General features: G+C 51.5%; 38 protein-coding genes. 15 read left to right on the forward strand and 23 right to left on the reverse strand.

Going from position 1 to position 23,509, the window contains the following annotated elements; translation table 11 throughout:
* Window positions 1–18: 18 nt before the first annotated feature.
* Together AC0LWE_RS01270 and AC0LWE_RS01275 are read left to right on the forward strand one after the other, a co-directional pair.
* Window positions 19–846: a DMT family transporter gene (locus AC0LWE_RS01270; protein WP_219346475.1), complete on the forward strand. Its 828-nt coding sequence runs from the start codon at window positions 19–21 to the stop codon at window positions 844–846.
* Between the two features lie 20 nt (window positions 847–866).
* Entirely contained in the window at window positions 867–1,757 is an 891-nt protein-coding gene (locus tag AC0LWE_RS01275; protein ID WP_474264612.1) for an oxidoreductase, read from the forward strand.
* A 214-nt stretch (window positions 1,758–1,971) separates the two neighbouring features.
* Here the strand turns inward: AC0LWE_RS01275 and AC0LWE_RS01280 are convergent, their stop codons facing one another.
* Window positions 1,972–2,268, reverse strand: a complete 297-nt coding sequence (locus AC0LWE_RS01280) for a YciI family protein (protein WP_219346476.1) — start codon at window positions 2,266–2,268, stop codon at window positions 1,972–1,974.
* Window positions 2,269–2,489: 221 nt separating this feature from the next.
* Between AC0LWE_RS01280 and tonB the strand changes: the two genes are divergently transcribed.
* On the forward strand, window positions 2,490–3,203 hold the full coding sequence (gene tonB, locus AC0LWE_RS01285; protein ID WP_219347690.1) for a TonB system transport protein TonB: 714 nt from the start codon (window positions 2,490–2,492) through the stop codon (window positions 3,201–3,203).
* A gap of 29 nt (window positions 3,204–3,232) precedes the next feature.
* On the opposite strand, the gene yciA is transcribed toward tonB, so the two are convergent.
* Window positions 3,233–3,631 (reverse strand): acyl-CoA thioester hydrolase YciA, encoded by a 399-nt coding sequence (gene yciA, locus AC0LWE_RS01290; protein ID WP_012017669.1) that lies wholly within the window; start codon window positions 3,629–3,631, stop codon window positions 3,233–3,235.
* Between the two features lie 321 nt (window positions 3,632–3,952).
* Between yciA and AC0LWE_RS01295 the strand changes: the two genes are divergently transcribed.
* Window positions 3,953–5,134 carry a tyrosine-type recombinase/integrase gene (locus AC0LWE_RS01295; RefSeq protein ID WP_474264614.1) on the forward strand — a complete coding sequence of 394 codons (1,182 nt, stop codon included), beginning with the start codon at window positions 3,953–3,955 and terminating at the stop codon, window positions 5,132–5,134.
* Here the strand turns inward: AC0LWE_RS01295 and AC0LWE_RS01300 are convergent.
* From AC0LWE_RS01300 to AC0LWE_RS01395, 20 genes are all read right to left on the reverse strand, one after another.
* A complete protein-coding gene (locus tag AC0LWE_RS01300; RefSeq protein WP_474264616.1) occupies window positions 5,115–5,330 on the reverse strand; it encodes a helix-turn-helix transcriptional regulator in 216 nt (71 codons plus the stop codon). The two genes, AC0LWE_RS01295 and AC0LWE_RS01300, sit on opposite strands and share 20 nt — an antisense overlap.
* A gap of 448 nt (window positions 5,331–5,778) precedes the next feature.
* Window positions 5,779–6,027 carry a TraR/DksA family transcriptional regulator gene (locus AC0LWE_RS01305; protein ID WP_474264618.1) on the reverse strand — a complete coding sequence of 83 codons (249 nt, stop codon included), beginning with the start codon at window positions 6,025–6,027 and terminating at the stop codon, window positions 5,779–5,781.
* Between the two features lie 91 nt (window positions 6,028–6,118).
* Entirely contained in the window at window positions 6,119–6,310 is a 192-nt protein-coding gene (locus AC0LWE_RS01310; RefSeq protein ID WP_474264620.1) for a DUF1382 family protein, read from the reverse strand.
* On the reverse strand, window positions 6,307–7,161 hold the full coding sequence (locus tag AC0LWE_RS01315; RefSeq protein ID WP_474264622.1) for an MmcB family DNA repair protein: 855 nt from the start codon (window positions 7,159–7,161) through the stop codon (window positions 6,307–6,309). Before AC0LWE_RS01315 ends, AC0LWE_RS01310 begins: the two co-directional genes overlap by 4 nt.
* The gene (locus AC0LWE_RS01320) at window positions 7,158–7,376 is read right to left on the reverse strand and encodes a hypothetical protein (protein WP_279063226.1); all 219 of its coding nucleotides are present in this window, start codon (window positions 7,374–7,376) and stop codon (window positions 7,158–7,160) included. Before AC0LWE_RS01320 ends, AC0LWE_RS01315 begins: the two co-directional genes overlap by 4 nt.
* Before the next feature lie 2 nt (window positions 7,377–7,378).
* Complete coding sequence (locus tag AC0LWE_RS01325) at window positions 7,379–8,254, reverse strand: DNA adenine methylase (protein WP_474264624.1); 876 nt, start codon at window positions 8,252–8,254, stop codon at window positions 7,379–7,381.
* Window positions 8,251–8,403, reverse strand: a complete 153-nt coding sequence (locus AC0LWE_RS01330) for a DUF1317 family protein (RefSeq protein WP_474264626.1) — start codon at window positions 8,401–8,403, stop codon at window positions 8,251–8,253. Before AC0LWE_RS01330 ends, AC0LWE_RS01325 begins: the two co-directional genes overlap by 4 nt.
* Before the next feature lie 11 nt (window positions 8,404–8,414).
* The gene (locus tag AC0LWE_RS01335) at window positions 8,415–9,128 is read right to left on the reverse strand and encodes a hypothetical protein (RefSeq protein WP_234593501.1); all 714 of its coding nucleotides are present in this window, start codon (window positions 9,126–9,128) and stop codon (window positions 8,415–8,417) included.
* An 11-nt stretch (window positions 9,129–9,139) separates the two neighbouring features.
* Entirely contained in the window at window positions 9,140–9,805 is a 666-nt protein-coding gene (locus AC0LWE_RS01340) for an ATP-binding protein (protein WP_474264628.1), read from the reverse strand.
* A gap of 3 nt (window positions 9,806–9,808) precedes the next feature.
* Window positions 9,809–10,468: an exodeoxyribonuclease X gene (gene exoX, locus AC0LWE_RS01345; protein ID WP_474264630.1), complete on the reverse strand. Its 660-nt coding sequence runs from the start codon at window positions 10,466–10,468 to the stop codon at window positions 9,809–9,811.
* A gap of 3 nt (window positions 10,469–10,471) precedes the next feature.
* Window positions 10,472–10,891 (reverse strand): HNH endonuclease, encoded by a 420-nt coding sequence (locus AC0LWE_RS01350; RefSeq protein ID WP_474264632.1) that lies wholly within the window; start codon window positions 10,889–10,891, stop codon window positions 10,472–10,474.
* A complete protein-coding gene (locus tag AC0LWE_RS01355; protein WP_474264634.1) occupies window positions 10,876–11,031 on the reverse strand; it encodes a hypothetical protein in 156 nt (51 codons plus the stop codon). The genes AC0LWE_RS01350 and AC0LWE_RS01355 overlap by 16 nt, the downstream gene beginning before the upstream one ends.
* Window positions 11,025–11,420: a hypothetical protein gene (locus AC0LWE_RS01360; RefSeq protein WP_449557247.1), complete on the reverse strand. Its 396-nt coding sequence runs from the start codon at window positions 11,418–11,420 to the stop codon at window positions 11,025–11,027. The genes AC0LWE_RS01355 and AC0LWE_RS01360 overlap by 7 nt, the downstream gene beginning before the upstream one ends.
* A 68-nt stretch (window positions 11,421–11,488) precedes the next feature.
* A complete protein-coding gene (locus tag AC0LWE_RS01365; RefSeq protein WP_446029104.1) occupies window positions 11,489–11,701 on the reverse strand; it encodes a cell division protein FtsZ in 213 nt (70 codons plus the stop codon).
* Entirely contained in the window at window positions 11,698–11,856 is a 159-nt protein-coding gene (locus AC0LWE_RS01370; protein ID WP_474264636.1) for a hypothetical protein, read from the reverse strand. Before AC0LWE_RS01370 ends, AC0LWE_RS01365 begins: the two co-directional genes overlap by 4 nt.
* Window positions 11,853–12,104: a hypothetical protein gene (locus tag AC0LWE_RS01375; RefSeq protein WP_474264638.1), complete on the reverse strand. Its 252-nt coding sequence runs from the start codon at window positions 12,102–12,104 to the stop codon at window positions 11,853–11,855. Before AC0LWE_RS01375 ends, AC0LWE_RS01370 begins: the two co-directional genes overlap by 4 nt.
* Window positions 12,105–12,242: 138 nt before the next feature.
* Window positions 12,243–12,452, reverse strand: a complete 210-nt coding sequence (locus AC0LWE_RS01380; protein WP_474264640.1) for a hypothetical protein — start codon at window positions 12,450–12,452, stop codon at window positions 12,243–12,245.
* On the reverse strand, window positions 12,449–13,024 hold the full coding sequence (locus AC0LWE_RS01385; protein ID WP_474264643.1) for a BRO family protein: 576 nt from the start codon (window positions 13,022–13,024) through the stop codon (window positions 12,449–12,451). The genes AC0LWE_RS01380 and AC0LWE_RS01385 overlap by 4 nt, the downstream gene beginning before the upstream one ends.
* A 760-nt stretch (window positions 13,025–13,784) precedes the next feature.
* Window positions 13,785–14,270 (reverse strand): lipoprotein, encoded by a 486-nt coding sequence (locus AC0LWE_RS01390; protein ID WP_474264645.1) that lies wholly within the window; start codon window positions 14,268–14,270, stop codon window positions 13,785–13,787.
* 36 nt (window positions 14,271–14,306) lie between these two features.
* On the reverse strand, window positions 14,307–15,011 hold the full coding sequence (locus AC0LWE_RS01395) for an XRE family transcriptional regulator (protein ID WP_474264647.1): 705 nt from the start codon (window positions 15,009–15,011) through the stop codon (window positions 14,307–14,309).
* A gap of 111 nt (window positions 15,012–15,122) precedes the next feature.
* On the opposite strand from AC0LWE_RS01395, the gene AC0LWE_RS01400 reads away from it, so the two are divergent.
* The 4 genes from AC0LWE_RS01400 (at window position 15,123) to AC0LWE_RS01415 (ending at window position 17,729) form a co-directional block, all read left to right on the forward strand.
* Window positions 15,123–15,350, forward strand: coding sequence for a helix-turn-helix domain-containing protein (locus AC0LWE_RS01400; RefSeq protein WP_474264649.1), 228 nt, complete (start codon window positions 15,123–15,125; stop codon window positions 15,348–15,350).
* A 29-nt stretch (window positions 15,351–15,379) separates the two neighbouring features.
* Window positions 15,380–15,922, forward strand: coding sequence for a toxin YdaT domain-containing protein (locus AC0LWE_RS01405; RefSeq protein WP_474264652.1), 543 nt, complete (start codon window positions 15,380–15,382; stop codon window positions 15,920–15,922).
* Between the two features lie 185 nt (window positions 15,923–16,107).
* Window positions 16,108–17,043, forward strand: coding sequence for a replication protein (locus AC0LWE_RS01410; RefSeq protein ID WP_474264654.1), 936 nt, complete (start codon window positions 16,108–16,110; stop codon window positions 17,041–17,043).
* Entirely contained in the window at window positions 17,040–17,729 is a 690-nt protein-coding gene (locus AC0LWE_RS01415; protein WP_474264656.1) for a replication protein P, read from the forward strand. The genes AC0LWE_RS01410 and AC0LWE_RS01415 overlap by 4 nt, the downstream gene beginning before the upstream one ends.
* Window positions 17,730–17,893: 164 nt before the next feature.
* Here the strand turns inward: AC0LWE_RS01415 and AC0LWE_RS01420 are convergent, their stop codons facing one another.
* Complete coding sequence (locus AC0LWE_RS01420; RefSeq protein WP_474264658.1) at window positions 17,894–19,060, reverse strand: hypothetical protein; 1,167 nt, start codon at window positions 19,058–19,060, stop codon at window positions 17,894–17,896.
* Between the two features lie 1,158 nt (window positions 19,061–20,218).
* On the opposite strand from AC0LWE_RS01420, the gene AC0LWE_RS01425 reads away from it, so the two are divergent.
* From AC0LWE_RS01425 to AC0LWE_RS01455, 7 genes are all read left to right on the forward strand, one after another.
* Entirely contained in the window at window positions 20,219–20,710 is a 492-nt protein-coding gene (locus AC0LWE_RS01425; RefSeq protein ID WP_474264660.1) for a hypothetical protein, read from the forward strand.
* A gap of 188 nt (window positions 20,711–20,898) precedes the next feature.
* Window positions 20,899–21,354, forward strand: coding sequence for a YbcN family protein (locus AC0LWE_RS01430; RefSeq protein ID WP_474265145.1), 456 nt, complete (start codon window positions 20,899–20,901; stop codon window positions 21,352–21,354).
* On the forward strand, window positions 21,354–21,524 hold the full coding sequence (locus tag AC0LWE_RS01435) for a NinE family protein (protein WP_474264662.1): 171 nt from the start codon (window positions 21,354–21,356) through the stop codon (window positions 21,522–21,524). The genes AC0LWE_RS01430 and AC0LWE_RS01435 overlap by 1 nt, the downstream gene beginning before the upstream one ends.
* The gene (locus AC0LWE_RS01440) at window positions 21,517–22,128 is read left to right on the forward strand and encodes a recombination protein NinG (protein WP_474264664.1); all 612 of its coding nucleotides are present in this window, start codon (window positions 21,517–21,519) and stop codon (window positions 22,126–22,128) included. Before AC0LWE_RS01435 ends, AC0LWE_RS01440 begins: the two co-directional genes overlap by 8 nt.
* Window positions 22,125–22,508: a hypothetical protein gene (locus tag AC0LWE_RS01445; protein WP_474264666.1), complete on the forward strand. Its 384-nt coding sequence runs from the start codon at window positions 22,125–22,127 to the stop codon at window positions 22,506–22,508. Before AC0LWE_RS01440 ends, AC0LWE_RS01445 begins: the two co-directional genes overlap by 4 nt.
* Window positions 22,505–22,621 carry a hypothetical protein gene (locus tag AC0LWE_RS01450; protein WP_157500249.1) on the forward strand — a complete coding sequence of 39 codons (117 nt, stop codon included), beginning with the start codon at window positions 22,505–22,507 and terminating at the stop codon, window positions 22,619–22,621. Before AC0LWE_RS01445 ends, AC0LWE_RS01450 begins: the two co-directional genes overlap by 4 nt.
* Window positions 22,618–23,307, forward strand: a complete 690-nt coding sequence (locus tag AC0LWE_RS01455) for a bacteriophage antitermination protein Q (protein ID WP_474264668.1) — start codon at window positions 22,618–22,620, stop codon at window positions 23,305–23,307. Before AC0LWE_RS01450 ends, AC0LWE_RS01455 begins: the two co-directional genes overlap by 4 nt.
* Window positions 23,308–23,509 lie beyond the last annotated feature (202 nt).

Raw genomic sequence — 23,509 nt, forward strand, 5'->3', positions numbered from 1 at the left:
GTTGCTTAGCATCAGCCTATGCCAAGCCATATTATTTTCCTGACGCTATTCGCCGCTCTGCTGCATGCCAGCTGGAATACTCTGTTACGTGGGGCAACTGACCGGTTATGGGCGATGACCATTATGTGCGTGGCGATTGCCATGACCAGCGGCCTAATCGCACTGTTTGTGCCATTGCCATCCTCGGCCAGCTGGAAGTACGTGTTGTTTTCGGCGCTGCTGCATGTGGGCTATAACCTGTGTCTGATACGTAGCTATCAGAGCGGGGATCTCGGGCAATCCTATCCGATTGCGCGCGGCTGCTCTCCGCTACTGGTGACATGCGCGGCGGCACTCTTCGCCGGTGAAAAAATTGAACTGAATACGCTTGGCGGTATTACGCTGGTTTCCTGCGGTATTCTGATGCTCGCCATGAAGGGCTACAAACTGGCGATGCCGAATCTGAAATATGCGCTGGCCACCGGTGCTTTCATTGCCGCGTATAGCGTAGTGGATGGGATAGGTGTGCGATTGTCCGGCAATGCGCTCTCATACACCGTGTGGATGAGCGCCTTATGGGGAGGGCTGATGCCCGCACTCTATATCGCTTTGCGCGACAGAAGAAGTTTATTGCGCTGGCGGCCGGGTGTACCTCGTGCAGCGATAGGGGGCCTTGTTTCGCTACTGGCGTACGGGATCATTGTCTACGCCATGTTGGGTGCCCCGATGGGCACCGTTTCAGCACTGCGCGAAACCAGCGTTCTCTTTGCCGCCATATTAGGTTACGTGTTCCTGGGCGAATCGCTAACGCTAAGAAAAACGCTTGCGTGCGTGGTTATCGCTACCGGCACGCTCATTATCGGTTAACGACATTGGGAGAATGCGACATGTCTGACAGTCCAACTATTGCCCTCATTGGTCCAGGCGCTATCGGTACGACTATTGCCGCGCTACTGCATGAGGTTGGCCGCAAGCCGTTACTGTGCGGACGTACAGCCCATCCGAAATTAGTGCTGCGCTTCGATGAAGATGAAATTACCGTGCCGGGGCCAGTATTGAGCAACGCGGCGAATATCACTCAGCCGTGCGATCTGGTATTCGTTGCGGTGAAAGCGACCCAGACGGCATCGAGCGCAGGCTGGCTGGATAAACTGTGTGATGAAAACACAGTGGTCTGCGCGCTGCAAAACGGAGTAGAGCAGAAAAGCCAGCTGGAGCCTTATGTTAACGGCGCCACGGTCGTGCCTTCGGTGGTCTGGTTTCCTGCACAGCGTGAACCGGACGCTTCTGTCTGGCTGCGTGCAAAACCTCGCCTGACGCTGCCGGATACGCCGCAGGCAAAACGGATAGCTGATGCGCTTACTGATACACGTTGCACCGTCGAGCTTTCGGAGGATTTCACGTCCATCGCCTGGCGCAAACTGTTGCAGAATGCGGCGGCAGGTTTGATGGTACTTGCCAATCGCCGTGCTGGCATGTTCTCGCGGGAAGATATTACAGAACTGGCAATGGCTTACCTGCGCGAGTGTCTGGCGGTGGCGCGTGCTGAAAAGGCGATACTGAACGATGACGTTGCGCGTGAAATCGTGGACGGTTTTCGTCGTGCGCCTGCAGACTTAGGCACTTCTATTCTGGCGGATCGTCAGTCTAACCGCCCAATGGAATGGGAGGTCCGTAACGCTGTGATCCAGCGGCTAGGCAAATCACATGGAATACCTACGCCCATCAGTGACGTGTTGGTACCTCTGCTAGCGGCAGGAAGCGAAGGGCCTGGGTGAGGTTCCGCGCTTTGGACTTAGCCAACAATCTCATCGCATCTGTCACGGGCTCAATGAACGCCGACCTTGTAGGCCCAGTTAAAAATAAAGCCCCGTCTATGCGGGGCTTCTTGTATCAATGTGATTAATGCGTGGGACAGGCGTGAAATAAAGTCCTTTATTTCCACTGGTTGATGTTTTTTAAAAAGCGCGTGAGGACGCTTTATTCACAACCTTAAAACACTTTCTTAAACGGGCGAACGGTGACTTTTGCGTAAACGCCTGCGGCGACGTACGGGTCGGCTTCGGCCCAAAACTGTGCTGCTTCCAGGGATTCGAAATCGGCAATCACCGTAGAGCCACTAAAGCCGGCCGCGCCGGGATCGTTGCTGTCAACGGCAGGCATTGGCCCTGCGGTGAGCAGTTTGCCTTCGTCGTGCAAAAGTTGCAGTCGCGCCAGATGCGCAGGGCGGACGGAAAGACGTTTTTCAAGAGAATCAGCAACATCCTCAGCGTAGATAACGTAAAGCACGGCGGAGCTCCTTAACCATAAAAAGTGGCATTTACGTTATGTGAAAGCAGCGATGACTGCAATGTAAAGATAACAACCTTGTTAAAACTGTAACAAACCGAGGCCAGGATACGCCGCTTACGCACTTAAATTGCGAGAAGATGGAGTGTCTTATTGAATATGATTGCTATTTGCATTTAAAATCGGGGTCTGGTTTTTTAACTGTAACGATTATGACTTCGATGACCCTGAATTTACCTCGCCGCTTTCCCTGGCCGACGCTGCTTTCCGTTGTGATTCACGGTGCTGTTGTCGCGGGTCTGCTCTACACATCGGTACATCAGGTTATTGAAATGCCAGCGCCCGCGCAGCCGATTTCGGTGACCATGGTGACGCCCGCAGAGCTAGAGCCGCAGGTCGTCCCGCCACCACCAGAGCCTGTTGTTGAGCCGGAACCTGAGCCGATCCCTGAGCCGCCGAAAGAAGCGCCAGTGGTGATCCATAAGCCGGAGCCAAAGCCGAAACCGAAGCCAAAACCAAAACCGGTTAAAAAGGTGGAAGAACGTCCAAAACGAGAGGAGCGTCCCGTTGAACCGCGTACGACGCAGACCGTGCAAAATACGGCGCCGGCGAAACCCGTGATGAATAACGCGCCGGCCACGGCAAAACCGGTCGTCTCGGCACCTTCTGGCCCGCGCGCGCTAAGCCGCAATCAGCCGCAATATCCTGCGCGTGCGCAAGCCTTGCGCATTGAGGGGCGTCTGCGCGTGAAATTTGACGTCACGGCTGATGGACGCGTGGATAACGTGGAGATTCTTTCTGCCCAGCCCGCCAATATGTTTGAGCGTGAAGTGAAAGCGGCGATGCGCAAATGGCGATATGAAGCCGGGAAACCAGGAAGTGGATTGATTGTGAATATCGTGTTCCGCCTTAACGGCGGGGCGCAGATGGAATAGTAAAAAGCCTCCGCGATGGAGGCTTTTTTTTATACCTGTGGAAGCTGGCGGGGTTTCCCGTCGTTATCCACCGCTACATAGATGAACAGCGCTTCAGTCGCCTTGTAGCGCTGGCCGATTGGCTCTGAGGCCACCTTTTTGACCCACACTTCAATATTAATGGAAACTGAGGTGTTACCGCGCTTGACGCAGCGGGCGTAGCAGCAGACCACATCACCCACCGCAACCGGACGCAAAAACGTCATCCCATCGACCCTGACCGTCACCACGCGGCCGTGCGCGATCTCTTTTGCCAGGATCGCGCCACCCATATCCATTTGCGACATTAACCAACCGCCAAAGATGTCACCGTTCGCATTGGTGTCGGCGGGCATTGCAAGTGTGCGTAAAACCAGTTCGCCCTGAGGGGCGTCATTCGTTGTTGTCATTGTAATTTATGCTCGTGACGGAAGACGACAGGCGGGATGCTACTATGATTTATACGCGGTGGGAAATACGAAAATCAGACGGGTATCAAATGGCCAGACGGCGTACCGTCTGGCATACAGGGATTAGTGTTTATCGTCCTGAGGCATGCTTTTACGCTTCAACATCGTTTATCGTGATTTATTTTGTTTTACCAAATCTGCCAACAACCCGCCTGAATACCCAACCTCCCATTTATAGTGTTTTAGGATGCTTTATTTTGAATGGATGCAATTTAAGTGATTTGTGTACACTGCTGCGTACATTGCTCAGGAGTGTACACGGTGCTCACAGATACCAAACTCAGGAAGTCGCTAGGGAAGCGCAGAGAGAAGGTTGAAGTTCTCTCGGATTCAAACGGACTCAACGTCAGATTAAGCATAACTGGCGGAGTAACTTTCTTCTACCGATATCGATGGCAGGGGAAACCGGTGCAACTAAGCATTGGCGATTACCCAGCCATATCACTGGTTATGGCCAGAGAGAGAAGGCAGCAATTCCGGACATGGATTAGCGAGGGCTATGACCCGCGCCAGAAGGTTCTGGTTGAAAGACATGAGCGTATTGACGCGATCACAGTCGATGAGGCTTACGACTACTGGGTTAAGCATTACTGCATCCCTGAAGGCCTGATAAAAATCAACGACAACAACCGAAGCTTTCGAAAACACATCAGCCCCAAAATCGGGAAGTCGATTGTTGATCAGACCGTGAAAGGCAGTTGGCTGGAAGTATTTGATGCCATGGGCAGGACAGTAATCGCCGGTGAGATGCTTTCTCTCACCAAGCGTGCATTCAGGTTCTGTCACAACCGCGGGGTGATCAAAACGAACCCTCTTGAGTCGCTGAGGAAATCTGACGTCGGCATAGCTGCGAAAATGAAAGAGAGGATGCTGTCGGATGATGAGATAAAGGTCGTCTGGGATACGCTATTTTCATTCCCTCCGTCACAGCAACTCGTCGTCAGGTTTATGATGCTGACTGGTTGCCGCGCAGCGGAAATAAGGAAATCACGCTGGGACTGGTTTGATTTTAATGCCAGGACGTGGACCGTTCCTGCTGAGGATTATAAAACTGGTAAAACGATCAGGCGGGCGCTACCTGAAGCTGCATCGCGGCTGATTCAGGAGCACAAACGCGGATCCGCTACCAGGCATGTGCTCACCCCAGTTCAGTTCAGGAATAAAGATGATATACCGCCAGGCCAGGGGTTAGTTTCTACGTATTCAGCTCAGGTTATCCGCAAAGCGAACATGAAGCAGTGGTCACTGCATGACCTCAGGAGAACGGTAGCCACGAGGCTGTCTGAGCTTGGCGCTCCGCCACACGTAATTGAAAAATTGATGGGGCATCAGATGGGAGGGATAATGGCCAGATACAACCTGCATGACTATCTCGATGATCAGCATCAGTGGCTTGATATCTGGCAGAAGCATTTGGAGGAGATTATTGGGTATCCTCTTTAGTGAAGTTGACCTTGTCTTCCCAGGACTTGACTTCTGATTCCCTCCAGCGCTTAGGGTTACCTGGAATCGTAGGTTTTGGGAAAGGGCAGGTGAAAGCCGCCGGCATGCGTTCCGGAGTGCTCCAGAAATAAAGCGTGCTACGCGAAATTTTGTAGCGTGCAAGGATTTCGCTTGTGACCAGAATGCTGTCATTCATCTGTGTTCTCCAGAAAAAGAATGCCCGGCGCGTGGCCGGGCAAATGGGGGATAACGGAGCAGTGCTTTCGCACCCAATAGTCAGCTCATAACTGGCTATCAGTTGCTTCAGCCAAAATCCTTGTTGACAATCGTTCGCATTTGTGAATAATAGATACCTCATCTTTATAGATAACAAAATTCCTTGTGCTGGGATTACTATTGCGCAAGGATCTATGCAAAGTCATGGCTGTGACTGCTGACCTCGTTACTCTAATTCCAGTAATGGCATATATGATAAAGGGGCTAGTTATGATCGGATTCGTGTTTGGGCTTAGCCCAATGATGATGGTAGGTTGCGGGTGTACGCTGCGGGTATGCATTCCTGTCCATTTGATCTGTAGATCCTTAAGCATGTCTGTACCCGGCCTTAATCGTAACTGAAGGGGTAGCACCACCCGCACCACATTCTAAGGCCCCGCATCAGCGGGGCTTTTTCTTTTCCAAGGGAATTTCTTCTTTCTAAACTCGTGTTCCGATAGGCAACTCACGCACATCGTGTAGCCCGGGTAAGCCTGTCTCCGCACATCGCTAAGTTTGTCACCACACTCTTCACAATGCTCCGCAGATACTGCGTTGCGGTTGAGTCGGTGAGCGGAAAGGGCAGCGTTACGCTGAAGCTCTTCAATCTCTGCTGCGGTATCGATGATGTCGGCCATGGTCAATGCTCCCGGAACTGTCGGTTAATACGGTTGAAGGTGAACGCCAGCAATAAAAAAGGCCGCGATAGCGACCCTGTTAGTCGTGCCTTCATACTGCACCGCCTTCATTCTTCTCGGCTTCGATCGCCATCTGCTCAAGCCGTCTCGATAGCTCGGCGGACAGCGTCTGGAATTCTTCCTCAGTCGCTACCGGGATCGGCACAAAGCGAATGCCGATGCGCGCGAGATGGTTGGCAATTTCGAGGCTTTTCCTCAAATCAACGGGCGAGGCTCTGTTCATGCGGCTTTCTCCCCGGGCAATGGTTTCAGACCGTCATTCAGCGTGCGCCCAAGGTTGGACAATATTCCTCGTAACCTCTTTATCTCTTCATCCTCGGTCAGTCGGCGCGTTGCTTCCCATAGCGTCCTTGTCAGAACATACATAGGGACATTCGGGTCGAGGCCAAGCGCTTTCGCCAGATCTTGCTGAGCGTCGGTTAACCTTTCCTCCGATTCCTCCCGGCGCTTACGTCGGCGTTGCAACTCCTCTTCACTTTCCTGGCGCAGGTTCTTCAGCCTTTCATCGTTATCCCTAATGTGCTGCTCTAGGCGCTCCTTCGACCGATGTGCTCGACAAACAAGATCGGCGATTTCGTTGCCATGTCGCTTCATTAGTTTTTGGTCGCTGAGGTAGGTGTTGATTACGCGGCTTTTTATTTGGGTTCTCCCTGCCTGCAGGGCCATGCCATCCATAAGCAGCTTCATCCAGGCATCGCGAGGAAGGGTATCAATCTGGCGCATTGTCGGCCCCTTGAGGGTATGCCATCCAGTTTCCTTCCGGATCATCAAGCCACAACCATCTGGGATGTCGCTTTTCTTGAGCATGCCTTCAGGAACTGCAAAAACAACGCCGCCTGCGTAGTTGAAGTATTTGGTGTATTTACCTGCCGTAACGTCAGCCCGGAAATCGCTTACGCTGACTTTGACCTCATAGACCACAGGGCAGAACTTGCTGTAGCTGTGAGCAATAGAGTAGACATCAGGTCGACACGTACCGGCGGGCCCAAGCTGCATGTCCTCCCAGCAGATGCGCGCTGTGTTCTGGCGTAAATGCTCAGCAAGCTCGTTATGACCCCATTTTTTTGTTGTCATTGTTCGGCTCCAAACCGACCGTTAAGGCGGCCGGTGTATGAGATGAACTCCAGGAGGCTAACTCCCAGAGGTTCGATTTGCTGGTGGTGTTTCCGGATGATGGGCGGCACTGTTTCGTTCCAGTTAGGCTTTGGCTTCTTGCGCATGGCCTTCTGAATTTCCTCGGTGCAGCGGCGGCAGGCGGTGCGGATCGCATTATCAGCTTCTGGTGTCATTGCTAAACTCCCAGGGTGGCCACAATATCCTTTGCGGTTTCGCGGGTGCTGCCCTTGCTTGATATCGCCCGTCGGGCAGAAACATGATGGAGGGTAAAACCGTGCTCCCCGTAAAGCTCAAGAATGCGCGGTGCTGTTGAGTTACTGATGAGGACCTTGGCGCCTCGCTGGTGGGCTGCAACACAACTTTCCGCCAGTGAGATCTGGTCAGCCCAGGAGAAACCGCCAGCAGCGTAGTTAGTGAAACCCGCGGTACCAGGTAAAGGCTCATATGGTGGATCGCAGTAAACAACATCGCCGTCACCGGTCAGCGCCAGCGTCCTACGGAATCCCGCATTCATGAATACGCATTTATGCGACTTCTGCTTGAATTCCTTAATCTCAGCCTCAGGGAAGTAGGGCGATTCGTACTTGCCCCAGCCAACGTTAAAGAAGCCATCGCGGTTGTAGCGGATCAGACCGTTAAAGCAGTGTCGATTGAGGAAGAGGAAAGCAGCGGCTCGTTCTGGGGCGCCCATACGCTGATGGTTAAATTCGTCGCGAAGCTCTTTGTATGCTTCTTCACTATTGGAGTGCTGGAAAAGAATTTTAGCCAGAGACCACACCCTGATGTGGTCAACATCGAGCATTTGATAGAGATTTATCAGATCTGCGTTGACGTCAGCCAGCAGGAAAGACTCGTGCTTTTCGGAGTTGAGGAAAACAGAACCGCCGCCGACGAATGGCTCAACTAGGCGATTACCCTCAGGAATTAGGTGATCCAGTTCCGGCAGCAGCGAATATTTACCGCCAGCCCATTTCAGGAACGGACGCTGCCATGCCCTCGGCGAATCATCGCAAGCTTCCTCGTTACATACCTCCTGTGCTTCAACCGTCATGCCGCCTCCTGCCTTTCCCGATACTCCTCAGCGAGCCGCTGAGCCTTTGATGGATTGCTGACCACTTCACCCCATGGCATTAGCCAGCCGTTACCAATGAAGGGAAGGCACAGCGTGCCAACCCTGATGTCGTCGTGAGCGTGGGTCATAACGAGGTGTCCTAGAACGGGATGTCATCGTCGAACTGCGGGTTTTGATTGCTTTGCGCAAGCTGGCGATTAGCCTGCTGCAGGCGAGAGTCAGGGACCGCGTTAGGGTCATGCTGATTGTTGCCCCAGCTACTATTGTTATTCGAAGATGCACCCCAGCCGCCGCGTGAAGAATCGTGAGGCTTGCGGTCATCTTTATCTTTCATGGTTCGCTCAAGCGTGGCGATCGCTTCGGCAGGCGTTTTATCGGTGAATTCTTTGTATGTGAGGCGCGAACCCGGCTGGAAAACGTGGCGCACTTCAAATTTGTAGCTGTCACTGCCATCCGTCGTTTTAGTGGTGAGAATTTTCTGCAAGAAAAGTCCTACACGCTTACCTTCCAGCGCCGGAAGGCACCATTCCGGCCCGTTTGGCCCTTGGCGCTGTTGCGCCTGAGCGTCTTTAACCTGCGCGACCCACATAATCGCGGCAATCAGGCCCATACCGAACGTCTGGCTGCCGTCGCGACCGAGGAAATTGATACGCAGGAAGTTAGCTTTCTGGCCGTCAGCGTCGAGCGAAAGAACCAGAGCCTGCGACTGTGAGCCATCCTTGCCGAACTCATACACAGCAGAGGTGATGATCCCCTCGTATGCGCCGGTTTCTGAAATGCCAGCGGAAGATCCTGCTTTGAGTGCTGCTTCTGCCGACTGCTGGTTCCAGGTAAAGCTGATTGGTTGGTTCATCGTTATCTCTCTTATAAATCTGTGAATTCAGAAATTGCGTTGTCGAACTCGGCCAGGTCGTTGTCCATGTCCGTCACTTCTGGCCCGAACAGGTCAGGAGGACATTTCACGGTGTCGTTGTCGTCGCCCTTCAACAGGAAAAGATGTCTGCCGTCACGCTTGATGATGCGCAGAACGATAGGGAAGTAGCCTTCGGGTGTGAGCTTTTCGTTGAGCATCTTGCCGACGGTCTTCATTCTGATTTTTCCTTCACTCTCTTCGGTGTGAGCGAGGAAATAGACGCGGAAGTCGTCCGGAAGCTGGGTTGCCGCTTCGATAATGCGCCAGGCGTGCTCCGCCATTTCGGTGAATTTGGTGTAGCCAGTTTCGTAGGCCCGGTCCATGTTCTCGTGCTGCATCACTGCCTGGAAATCATCGATGATCAGCATCTTTCGGCTGCTTTGCGCTGCGTTACGAATGACGTCAAGAAGATGCCGCCCATTACGGATATCAACCACGTTCCCGCGCTGTACCGAGTTATCCGGCAGGCGTTTACCGTGGAGTTTCCAGCCAGTGTTGCGGAACGGGAGAGCCTTGCGAATACAGCGTGCCAGAATGGCATTTTCCGGATTAACGTTGCGGAGGCTGTACGTCTTGCCATACCCGGAATCGGCAAGGATGAGAGTCATCACCGCCATAAATCACCCCTTAAGCCAGTGTTTGATGGTGAAGAGGATGTCTTCATCGTCGCTGTTGCTGGACAGCCAGCGCAGATAGCCTGGGTCGACCTTCGCAATCTCCTCGAACGTCAGCCCTTTATGCTTACCGAAGCGGATCGCTTTTATCAGTGACGGGTTGTTTGAAATTGCGCGCATTTCGCCCATCGTCCACTTGGCCAGGCGGCCCATATACAAGAGCAGTTCCGCGGTGACGTAGCAGTCATTGAGCGCGCGGTGCGCATACAGCCCTTCAGGCAATTCAGGTTTTAGGCCCAGGCTGTAACGCAGGTACTGGTTGCTGTGGCTTGGGTGATCGGGGAGAAGGACTCGCGCCAGCTTTGCCGTACAAATCCAGGGACCGTCAATTTGTGGAAGCTTCGACTTATCGAATTTCGCGTTGTGTGCAACGTAAGCCTGCGCGCCAAGGTAACGATGGATAACTTCGCCAATCAGCGGGGCATCAGCAACCATATCTTCGGTGATGTGGTGGATAGCCATCGCCTCAAAGCTAATTGCCTCAGTAGGCTTAACAAAGTCGCTCATCGGGTTGCAGATAATGCCGTCGACAATATCCACGCTGGCAATTTCCAGCACGCTGCCTTCCAGGCTGGTCGTTTCTGTGTCTACGATACGTAAGGTCATTAATTAATCCTCAAGCCACGCCCAGCGGCGACGCTTTTGAATATTGATAATGCAGGAGTGGACAACACCATATTCCCGCGCTAGATCGCAGATACGCTTATTGCTTTTCCTGATGGCGCGCACCTGTTCTGGTGTGAGCTTTTGTTGTTTGCCCATACGGTTTTTACGAGAACGGTCAATCATGTTGTCCGCATGAGTACCCAGAGACAGGTGCTCCACATTGCAGCAGCGAGGGTTATCGCAAGAATGCAAGACCTCCGTCCCTTTTGGTGCGTCAGCCATGATGCGATGTGTTTTCACGAGCACTCCATTGCTGCGGATAGTTCCATAACCACAACCATCGACAGAGCCGCTCCATTCCATGCAACCGCTTGGCGTTGATTTACAGCGACTAAGGATTCGGGCTTTCAGTTCATCGAGCACGGCATAACTCCTGTTATTGCGTCGTTAACTGCGTCAAATTCTGCGAGCTGGTGGGCCAGAGATTCGAGGTCTGCCGGCTGCAGGTCATACAGCAGGCAGAGCAGGGCAACCATCAGCAATCCGTTCTGCTGAGTTACCATCTCGTTCTCCGTGAATTTTTTGCGCGTGAGGGGTTCTGATTGAAGTGTTTCTCTGCACATTTTTTATCGGTGCAGAAGTGTTCTTGTTTCGTCGACATGTAGGTCGAAACGGTCTGCACGTTGCAATCGCTCTTGTGTCGACGCGCGCCGCACCAGGCGCACATCACCGAGTTGAGATGCTCGGTGGCCGAATCGAGAAAGATGCTTTCGGAAAAACTGCCCGGCACACCGCGCGAATCGACATATTCGATCATGCTTTCGGTGCGACCGGCGCTGTTAGTGAATGACCCGCGCCCGGTAAGCTTGATGACCTGTCCACCAAGTTTGAGACGGGATCCTTCTGGCAAACTTGCCAGGCGTTCAGAGGTTAATCGCTCATAAGGTTGCATAAAGACTCCTTAAAAAGTGCGTGCGAATCCCGGCCGCATAAAGCCAGCCTGGTCGGTTGAGTAGGGGGTTAGTGCTGGATAGGGTTGCCGTGACCGTCCAGAAGGACGTCAATCACGCAGTCACTGAGCCGGATGATTTCTGCATCGGTGTGCAGGTACACCCATTTGCGCTCCTGGATGACTGCTGACACGCGATAGGTACGGCCTTCATGCAGCGCTATCATGCCGGGCGTGACGCACTGGCGAATGAGCGGGGTAGTGCCGTAGTGCATTCCGATCATGCCTTCACCTCAACCTGTTGCAGGAGGCCAGCGATATGCATCTGCCAGCGACTAAGTACGAGTTTTTCGCGAGGGTTGGATACCGACGTAAGCTTCCACTCGTTATCGTTGAGCTTTTTGGCGGTGTGCTGCTTGCCGTTGTGGTTGACCGTCATGGCAACTCCCGAGCTTTGACCATGGCGTCGGCCATTGAGTAAAATGCCCTGGCCATATCAAGCATCGCTTCTTCATGGTTAGTGCCAATGCTCATTGCCGTACCGCTTGCCATAACTCCCTGCATAACTTTTGACGCAAAGTAGCCGCGCAGCGTCATGCCATGACTGTCGATTATCATGTTTACACTTTCGCCCTTGTGAACCCCGGAGTAAGGGAACGCTGGGCCACCGTTATTTTGTGTGCTCATAGTCATCTCCGCGCTTGAGGCCGCGCCGCCGAACGTTAAACAAGACTTCTGCGCTAATGGGCGGTGGATGGCCGCCGGTTGTCATAACTAACCGCACTCATCGAGAACGGTGAGGTATGAAAAACCCGCCGGAGCGGGTCATTTCTTCTGTTTTGTCTTTTGCTTGCCTGCCCACAACTTGGCGATGTAGAGGCAATCGTCGAAGATCCTTCCTTTGCGGCTTGCCTGAGAGCAGCGCCGGTAATGATCAACTGCCATGTCTGCACCGGTCATTGCCGCGTTCTCGTCGTAGCCCAGCTTTATCAGCTCGGTCGTGATATTTTTGTGAATGAATTCCTGCGGGGTCATGCTGGTTCACCCTCGGTGAATTCTCCCAAGTCAGGTATGGCGATTTGGGTCAGTTGCAGCGCCAGCTTTGTCGCCTCCTTTACGCGCTTGATGTCTTTTTTACGCTGAGCCAGTAGGCCACTTCCTTTTTGCCCGCGGTGTTTGAAGGAAAGGTCATCAAAGGCCGCTATCTGGTTGTGAATCTGTTGGCCAGTCATCTGAAGCAGCCCGTTCACATCGAGAGGAACAATTTCGACGCCAGATTCTTTTTCCACCAGGTCAAGCATCCAGCGCCGAAGGTCTTTGGCTACTTTCGTACGGGAAACCATGCCAATGAGGTGCGCGCCGCGGGGAGAGAATAAACGCACGTCAACTTCACGTAAGCTATTGTTTATCCCGTTCATCGTCACTTTGGTCAGCGTGGTCATGCTGTCAGTGAACTCGTCGTTATGACGCTGAAAAATCTTGTTCACTTGCTTTTCATCTGCATATCCAAGTAGCGCAGAAATCTGTTCGCCGGTGAACCAGATTCGGGAATCACCATTGTCGTAAGTGGTGATCGTCTGTTCTTGGAAAGTAAGTTCCGATTTCATCCTCTTACCCTCTGTCGTTAGCCGCTGATGCGGAAGAAATGCTTTGGTGCTGGCTTCCCACTTTCAAGTAGCAGGAAAGGCCGTCGTTGCCTTGGTGAGCCATTACCTCACCAACTAGCTGATAACCGTCTGCCAGCCCAAAGCACTCAACAAAAACCCCGACGGTGGCGGGGTTTCCGAAAGCATTTGTGGTACCGATTATTTGTGAGCGATATAGCTTTGCCGTCGCATAGAAGCTCCTTTGTTGCGTGGTTGATTCAGCCCAGCCCACTCAGCTTCGAATGGACTGGAATAAATCTGTTTGCGCTTCGCACCTCTCATTCCGCCAGTGTTGCCCGTTCCCACGCCTTTATCGCTCTCGCGAGGGGGTAGCCTTCTCACCGACCGGATCGCCGCCGGTGATACGCCGCATTTTTGCGTTGGGGTCTAAACAGGATTACTGAGTGCTGTTCCGACTTTGCATGTTGTTAAAAAGCAGGCGACTTGATGTTCGCCGCTGGCTAACTTCGCTCAGCTGTCGATGTTTCGTTTCGATGGATTGATAATAGCGATGAGTATTGTTCATAGCAATACGTATTGATATTAAATAATAGCCATGGCTATTAATGCGTTGATAGCTAAAGGAATTTAATTTTATATTTTTTCGGTTGATTGAGATGTGGGTCGTATTTTCATTGCGAATGGTATTGGTTTGGCGAGGGGCTTGCGGTGGGCAATAAAAAACCCAGCGCTATGGCTGGGTTGTTCATGACAGGGAGGATTAGCGGGTAACCATCACTGTATTGTTTTGGCCTGCTTTTACTGATGCTGCAGACATCAGCGCGCCGCCTTCAGTCACCAGCCCGTATGTGGATGGGCGCATCCAGGTAACGCTGGTCTGAACGTAATATTCGCCAGGGGCAATGTTATCGAACTCAAACTTACCCTGGGCATCAGCAATCGTGACTTTCTCATATTTCGCAGCGCGCATATCTTCTTTTTCGCAGCGGGTCAGCCCCATGCAGGTAGCGAACTGAAAATCGGTATAAGAGGTTTTTGGCATCAGGATAACCTGGCTGCCGGCTGCTACTTTCACGTCTCCGCCCATGGTTTTAAGGAATGCCTGGCCGGTCAATTTCTCTGAGCCTTCCAGTTTCAACTTGTCATACTCGGCTTGCGGGAAAGCTGGGAGACTTACTGGTTTAGGAATGGTCATACACCCAGAGAGAAGTGCAGCTGCTGTCGCTGCAATAAAGAACTTTTTCATGATATTCCTTGCTGTGAAAAGCCGTGAGGCTAAAAGTTAACCGTGTTTTCTGTACGTCAGAGGCATGCTACCAATCACTTTGCCGAATACGAAGATTCTGTTCATTTCTTCTTTTTCGATCGGCTCCCAAGGGCGGTAGGTCTGGTTGTCGGATATTACCAACAACTTGTCTTTCATCTTCTGCAGGCGTTTTACGTGGGAGGTATCATCATAGATAAAGGCGTATATACCATCGCCATCGAACTGCTGGACGCCGATATCCACAAATAGCAAGTCGCCTGGTTCAATTGTTCCAGACATGCTGTCACCGCGAACATTTATGATCCTGATCTGTTCTGCCTTCCTGCCATTGAACATCCTGCGTGCGTCTTCAACTGAATATTCTACGGATCTAAGCACCTCTACAAACTCGCTGTTGATGACCCCTGGCCCAGCGCTTACGTAGAAGTCCAGTGCCTCGATACGGAAGGTGTCAGTAGGTGCCAGCTCTGTTTTTGGCTGCGAAATTGCGGGCATTTGACCATCGTCACGCATTGGGCCAACTCCGGTTGAAAGCCACTCAGTGCGAACGCCAAGCGCGTTGGCGATCTCTACGATTTTAGTTGAGCCTCGGGCATTGCCACTAGTTAGCCTCCAGATTGTGGGCTGTGCAACGCCAGACGCCTTAGCTAACGCGCCCTGAGATATGCCTGATAGTTCCATTGCCTGATTCAGGCGTTCTGCAAGAGTTTCTTTTTTCATGATTTTTAATTTATACGCTTACGTATTAATGGTCAAAACACGTTTAGCTATTGCCTAAATTAATACGCATTGCTATTATCAATTCACACCAATACTCATAGGAATTGGAATATGACGAACAAAACCATCCAGCGGGCCATTGATATCGCTGGTAGCCAGAAGAAATTAGCTGACCTGTGCGGCGTGGCGCAACCTACGGTATGGCGCTGGTTGCACGGTGGAGGCATTGATGCGCGCTACGTAATGAAGATTGTCACTGCAACCAACGGCAAGCTCAAACCAGCTGATATCCGTCCAGATTTAGCCCAACTGCTTGGGGTAAATAACACAGCCGCTTAACGGCGGCCCTAACCACGAAAGGGAAAGCAATGCATTCACTTGCGTATCAACACAATACCGGAATACACCCTGGAGCGATGATAAACCGCGCTCAAGCTAAAGCTGTGCCAGACCACGAAAAGATCCGTGATGCGGTTCGGGCCTGGTCGTCGGCGCAGGACAATCAGGACGTCGTCTCGGCTCTGATTATCAACGAATACCGGGAGCAGGGCGGAACTGCAATCAGTTTCCCGGAAGATATCAGCCGGGCGCGCCAGAAGCTGTTTCGCTTCCTGGATAACCGCTTCGATTCAAAGCAGTACCGCGAGAACGTCCGTCAGCTGACACCGGCAATCATGACTGTCCTGCCGCTGGAGTACCGCACGCGCCTGGCGCCGCAGAACGACACGATGTCGCTGATCGCTTCTGCAATGAAAGAGTGTGCCGAGGCTAAGCAGGCTGTCCTGCTTGATGCTCCTGAGCATCAGAAGCTGAAAGAGGTAAGCGAGGGCATAGCATCGCTGTTCCGCCTCATGCCGGAGCAGGTAGGGCCGCTGATGACGATGGTCACGTCGATGCTGGGGGTTATGTGAAGACTACAGAAATGGCGAAAGCTGCGGTGCTAGAACACCAACAGCTTTCTGGTGCAACAAACGTCAGTCAATTGCGAGGTCATTATGACAAACGCTAATCAAAAACGCCAGGCGCAGGAGGTTTAACTGTGTCGAACGTCGCTTACGCTAATTTCGCGGCGCATGCAGCCGCAAGGAGCAACAGGATGGAGAACCAGAAGTCTGGTTATGTCCCGTTGTACCGGAGCATCAAGAAGAAGTCCTGGGCTAAGGATGTATTCCTGCGCGCGCTGTGGGAGAACCTGCTCATTGACGCAGCCAGACAGCCATACACGGCATTCTTCAAGGGCAAGCAATGGCCTCTGCAACCCGGTCAACTGGTCGTCACTGCTGCAGATCTTGGCCTTCAGTTGTGTGACCGTCAGGGCAATCCGACAAGCCGCGACGCAGTGGAGAGAATGCTGTCTGTTTTCGTCCGCGAAGGGATGATTTCCATCGAAGGAGAGAAGCGAAAAGGCAGGGTGATCACCATCACAAACTACGTCGAATATGCTCAAAAAATGGACGATTTACCCGCACATAAAGCCGCACATAAAGGCGCACATGGCGAAGCCAGTAGTGGCGCTGGTTATGAGGGGTATGCCGCACATAAGGCCGCACAATTACCCGCACATCATGAACAAGAAGGTAATAACAAGAATATTAAAAGATCTTCGTCAGAACATTCTGGCGAATCTTCAGACGCACGCCTGAAAAGGTTTTTGTCTGTTCACCCAGAAGCAGTGATTTACACACCAACAGGGGCTAAGTGGGGAACTGCTGACGACCTGAAAACAGCTGAATGGATTTCCAGCCGTGTGCAGGTGATCAACCCATCCTGCAAAGCTGCTGACCTGAAGACCTGGTCAAACACGATTCGCCTGATGCGCATGGTGGACAACCGCACCCATCAGGAAATCTGCTCCCTGTACGACTGGGCAAGCAAAGACCATTTCTGGCACACAAACATCCTCTGCCCGGCCAGCCTTCGCAAGCAGTGGGACAAACTGACGATGCAGCGCAATGCAGGCGGAGCGCAACGCTCTGATAAGCCAGGTCTTGACTTCAACAACACTGACTGGATTCACGGGGTGAAACTATGAAAAGTCTTGCCGAGCAGATGAGACATCACGATCGCGAGCAGATGAGCCGCATTGCCCACAACCTGCCTGAGCAGTACGAAGAGCGTGGACCTGTCGAGCAGCTGGCGCAGGTTTTCAACAAGCTGTTCAACGAGCTGCGCGCTGCGTTCCCGGCCAGCATGGCGAACTTCCGAGACCAGGCCGACGTGAACGAATTCCGCCGTCAGTGGCTGCTGGCGTTTCAGGAGAATGGGATCCACTCAATGGCTCAGGTCGATGCCGGTATGCGCATTGCCCGCCGCCAGGAGCGCCCATTCCTGCCGTCGCCGGGCCAGTTCGTCGCCTGGTGCAAGCAGAGTGGCGGGGCGCTGGGCATCAACTTAGACCAGGTGATCGCCGAATACTGGGACTGGCGCAAACGTTCGTTTGAGTTCACCTCCAGTGAGCAATTCCCTTGGTCCCAGCCGGTCATGTATCACATCTGCGTCGAGCTGCGTCACCGCAGCACAGAACGCCAGTTGACGCATGGTGAGCTGGCACGCGAGGCGGGCGATCTGCTGGACATGTGGGAGAAGCGCGTCTTTGAGGGCAAGCCTGTGCCGCCTGTACGCCGGGCAATTGCAGCACCGGCTGCCCAGCACGGTGCGACGCCGATCCAGTTGCTGCAGGCCAAGTACAACCGCAACAAATCTAACGGGGTGGTGTGAGATGAATTTCACAGTTCGTAATTAAAACCTAGTGGCACAACGTAAAGCCTGAGGCTGAGTAAGGTTGTGAGGACCCAAATAGTTCGGAATGACTACCTGCGAACATCGCTTATGAAACATAAAAATGTATATGCCAGTGTTATTGAGGAGCACTGGCATAGCTTTTAAATTTTTGTCTTTGACATTACTTTACCAGCAATATCTGCAACGGCGTTTGCACCATCCAACAAGGAAGGTATATTCTCTGCTGAAATTTGTATTGGTGAGAAAATAAGCGCTTCGAAAGCATCCCATGATGATTTATTATCTTTATCTGCATTTTTCTTATCTATGTAATCATGTACAAATTCACATAAACTGAGCCTATGCTCTATCTGTAGGAGTTGTGTATTTAATGTTTTAACCTCTCCGTAATATAGACGCATAAAGTAAAATATCAATAATTCTATAGTTAAGAGCGGCAAGTAGAATGTAAGTGTATTAAGCCCTGTGCCAATGTCAATCCAGGAATAAACGTGGTTTAAAAAAGTGAATAGTGGAGGGATTGATAGTAAGGCAGTAAACGTCCATGTTATCTTTTTTGCATCTTTCAATTCAGCGTTTTTATCTGTGCTCATTTTTTTAAAAGCTTTGCTTAATAATACGAAATTATATTCGTTTTTGTATTCGTTAAGCTTTGCTTCATAGTTTTTTAAATCTACTTCTAGGTCCTCGATAGTCTTAATAAGTGATTTTGATTGACTTGTATGAGAATCCATTTGCTGCTCAAAATCCGCAAGTTCATTAGTTTTTAATGTGGATATTTTATTCTCGTACGCTTCAACATCTTGGGCTATATTTCTGATTGATTGAAATTCATTTGAATTAATCAAGTCTCTGGTGATCGCTGTGGCCATTGAATGTGAAATCCACAAAAATTGTGACTCCATTCGGCTTTCTTTTGTTAATGAAGCAAGTCGAGGAAGAACAATGGTGTGAATAACTTCAGGAAGTTCTTCTCTGCTTGGTTCCCAAAAATAAAACTCATGAATCAAACGGAGTAATAAAGATAAGAAATGAATCTTATTATCCTGTAAAACCGTTAAAGATGGTGATGCACGTGAAGAAAGATGCTTTTGATTAAATGGAGTGAATTTTTCCAACTCGCTTCTGCGGAATTGATAAAGATATTTAAAATGTTCCCAAGACTTAACAATTACAGCATCTATATATAGATCTTCATTGACTGTGTTCAGATCAACATCTTTTACTTTGCTTACGAAAATCACTGTAGGAATATAACCTGATATTTCATTTATTTCAGACCTAAACTCATCATCCCAAAAATTCATTTTTATTATCCTAAGGTTAAAGTTTTATAAATTCTAATGTTCGTATTTATAGAGTTTATAGAGTTTATAGAGTTTATAGGTTTAATTTTACACAATCAACCCGCCATAATCATGTTATCGGAGCCTGAACAACTCCGGTGACTTCTGCGCATTTAAGGGGAATTAAATGAGACCACAACCTAAATCCCCACCTTTCCATAGATGCAGAAATGATTCTGAGATCTTCTGAATTCTGCAGTTTCCGTGAAGGAGGCTTAATCCATTCGACGCCGTGATGCTCGTGCTGCGCACCTGGGGTGTAATTGTGTTTGGCGGCCAGGCTTTCGGCGGAACCGAAGGCCTGAAAAAACCATATGTTGTATAGTTGAAACTTACACAAAACAGATGTTTAATAGATTTATCCCCGCGAGTGATCCAGAAAGGAGGACCTGATTTTGTCCGAGTTTTTGTATTCCCCCGCATGCCGCTGTAGAGCACCACATCTGAGTGTCTGACCAGGGGATGAACCAAGATTGGATAGTGTACAGAAGGTGGCGCGCGAGGCTGTGCCAGACGCTACCGGCTCGCCCTGGGGGTGAGCAGCCTTCGCCTGAGCCGTGGTGGGTTTTGGTTAATACGCGAAAAGCTGAGAGGTCAGACAACCAATTTGCTAGAGGAGCATCCCCGGAGCGAGTCCGGTGAGCCAACCGAAAGCAATGCGAAAACGCATAAACTCGGCCTGCCAGTCGCCTAAACTACCGCCCTATGGCGGTATTTTTTTGCTTGTAAATCAAAGGGCGTGATATGAACGAAGCATGGGCAGCAATTACCGCAGGGGTGATTGCTGGAGCACTGCAACAGGAGATTTGAGGTGTTTAGATCAGCGATGTCATCTGCATCTATTGTTTTTTCTTTCTTGGCTTTAGCTGAAATAACGAAAGTTGATGGATGGGCGATGGCAACGTTATTCCAGCGCATATGCATAATATGGAGTGTAGGTGTTCTGATTTTGATGATATATCAATATTTTCGCAGGTGACGCCATGACAGTCAGTACATTTAGCGTCGTGATGCTCGTGCTTTATATTCAACATATGCTGGTTGTTTTTTTACTTGGCCTTTAAGGGGGACTTGTTTAATGTGTGCCAATGATTAATTAATTGCAGAGTGAATTTTCAAATGAGTTTTTCAGACATAGTAAGTTTTGGTGGGTTTTTAAGTGGGTTTGGTGCATTGTTCTACGCATGGAGGCAGCACGAAAAAAACAAAGAACTGTCGTTCCCTGTAAGGGATGCGCACCGAACGATGTGTAATTTGAAACCATTTAGCCAGGAAGTTGAGCAACTTGTAGATTTTCTGTTCAATAACATCGACAGAAAGGTTTATCTGAGTATATGTATCGATGAACAAGATGCTTCCTCCGTAGAGCATGAAGAGATAAACGTTTCTTGCATCTACATAAGTTATCAAAAGCTTAGGGATTTTTCCGAAGGCGAGGATGCTACGACGGAAAACAGCCTTACGCTATGCATAAATGTGGAAAAAAATACAAAATCAACAAGCAAGTGTTATAGCCAATACGGGGTCATTGTGTTAAAGGGATACTTTACGGTTAAGAATTCCGGTGGCCCACGTATGGGGGAGTGGTGGGTGACCATAACCGCTGAATAGTCGTGATTCTTTTTTGATTTTTAATAATCAACCCACCATAATTGATTTATCGGAGCCTGAACAACTTCGATGACTTCTGCGCATTTAAGGGGACTTAAATGCGACCACAATCTGAACTCCTTACCATGTCACAGATGCAGAAATGCACCTGCGATTTTCTGCATTCTGCGGTTTCCGTTAAGGGGGCGATGACTCTGCCAGTAGACGGCATCAAACTCCATCGCGGCAACTTCGCGACCATTGGCCAGCAGATTCAGCCATTGCTGGATGCCGGGCAATGTTTCCGCCTGCAAGTCAAACCGTGGCGCGAGAAGCGCAGCCTGTCGCAGAACGCTCTCAGCCACATGTGGTACACGGAAATCAGCGAGTACCTCATCGCCCGCGGTAAGACCTTCGCTACGCCTGAGTGGGTCAAAGACGCGATGAAGCACACCTATCTCGGCTACGAAAGCAAGGACCGGGTAGACGTCGTGTCCGGAGAGGTAACCACGGTCCAATCCCTCCGCCATACGTCAGAGCTGGAAACCGGAGAAATGTACATCTTCCTGTGCAAAGTCGAAGCCTGGGCGATGAATATCGGCTGTCACCTGACCATTCCGCAGAGCTGCGAGTACCAGCAGTTGCGCGATAAACAGGAGGCCTGATGTCTACTCCGCTTTCCCGCGTCATCACAAACGAAATCTTCCGCGTTCCGGCGCGCCGTAAGCGTAAGCCAGCGGTTAATCCTTCCGATATCCCGACACTGAAAGACTATACCGCCCACCTGGTGGATCAGAAATGGCTGCGTCTCGCGGCGAGGAGGGCACATGGCTAAGTTACCGCGCCGCAAGTGCGCCCATAAATCCTGTCGCCAGTGGTTCCACCCGGTACGCAACGGGCAGGTAGTTTGTAGCTTCGAATGCGCCAGCGCGATCGGCAAAGAACAGACCGCAAAAGCCCGCGAAGCCGCTCAGCAGAAGGAAGCGCAGCGCCAGCGAACCGAAGAGAAGGCTGGTCGACAGCGCCGCGCAAAGCGTCGTAATGAGCTGAAGCCGATCCGTCACTGGGTGCAGATGACTCAGCGTGCCTTCAACGACTGGCGTCGCGAAATGCTGTTGACCGCCGGGCACGGCTGCATCTCCTTCGGAACCAAGACCGCGTTTGCCTGGCATGCCGGGCATTACCGTACCACCGCCGCGGCACCACAGCTTCGCTTTAACCCGGACAATATCTGGCTCCAGTGCTCCGCCTGCAACGTCCACAAATCAGGGAACATCGAGGCTTATCGAGCCGCCCTGGTCGAGTTGATTGGCGAAGAGCGCGTGCTGGCGCTGGAATCCAACAACGAAACACACCGATATACCCGTGAAGAACTGGACGGCATCCGCGCCAAGGCCAGAGCAGACCTTCGCGCGCTGAAACAGCAGGAGGCCGCATGAGCACTGAAACCGAAATAGAGCTGGGCAAGGTTGTCGCTTTCCCGACGAAGAATAACGACCTGCGGGATGGGCTGGTTATTCAGCGCGAAGGTCAGAAAGTCATGTGCCTTCACTCCACTGTTTGGGTGAACGAAAAAGACCGGACCTTACGCTGCCGGAAGTGCGAAACGTTGATTGAGCCTTTTGACTTCCTTATGACGCTCTGCGACCAAGAGTCACGCTACATGGAAAGCGTGAAATATCTCCGTAGGGAAGAAAAGCAGCGCCGCCAAAACATCGAGAAGCTCATTCAGATTGAGAAGAACGCCAAGTCACGCATTCGCCGCGCCGGGGATAAATCTCCACTCCCTCTCTGGCAGAACGAGAGGGTAGATGAATGACCCGTGATCAGATTGTCAGATACCAGGCAGAAAGCGTTAAGCGCGCCAACCTGCCACCAGTAGCAAAGCACAGCCAGACCAAAACCAACCAGCCACATAAGGAAGCCGCATGAACAGTCAGCAACTGGAATACGTACGTCAGCAGCTCATTGTGGCGACCGCAGATCTGAGCGGGGCGACGAAAGGGCAACTGGTAGCTTTCGCCGAAAACGCGCAGTTCACCGCGACGGCGCGCAGCCGGGGCCGGAAGAAAATCACCGACCCGGTCACCGGCCGGAAAGTTAACCCTGATGGCCCGGCGATGAGCGGCAGCCAGTCCCGCGCAAAAGGTTCATCTATCGCGCTGGTCAGCCCGGTAGAGTTCGGCACCGCATCGTGGCGCCGCGCTGTTCTGTCACTGGAAGAACACCAGAAAGCATGGCTGCTGTGGAACTACAGCGAGAATACCCACTTCGAGTACCAGGTGGCGATAACCCAGTGGGCGTGGGCTGAGTTCCGGGAACAGCTCGGCGCTAAGAAGGTGGCCGGCAAGACGATGGAGCGCCTGAAGAAGCTGATATGGCTGGCGGCGCAGGACGTTAAAGCGGAGCTGGCGGGTAAGGATGTGTATCAGCACCAGGACCTGGCGGCTCTGTGCGGCGTTAAACCTGATAACTGGTGTCATAACTACGCCGACTACTGGCGGGCCATGTGCGCCATCTTTAAGCGGCTTGATGGCGATTCTCTTCTCTGCACTGTGAGAACACGATCACAACAAAAATCGACTTTTTCGCAGCAGGGTATTGCAAAAGTCAATTAAATCGCATACATTTCATGTAAATCTGATATCGTCGCCATAGCTTCGGTTGACGACAGAATTAAGAGCCTCGCCATCGTGCGGGGCTTTTTTATTTGCGGTACGCCGCACACAGAACCCGCTGCCTGGGACCCCTCGGCCATAGAGCCGACATTGCCTTACCCTCACATTGCCAGCCTGTCGCTGGCTTTTTTATTCGCGCCCA

The sequence above is a fragment of the Lelliottia sp. RD5 genome, from assembly GCF_056032945.1.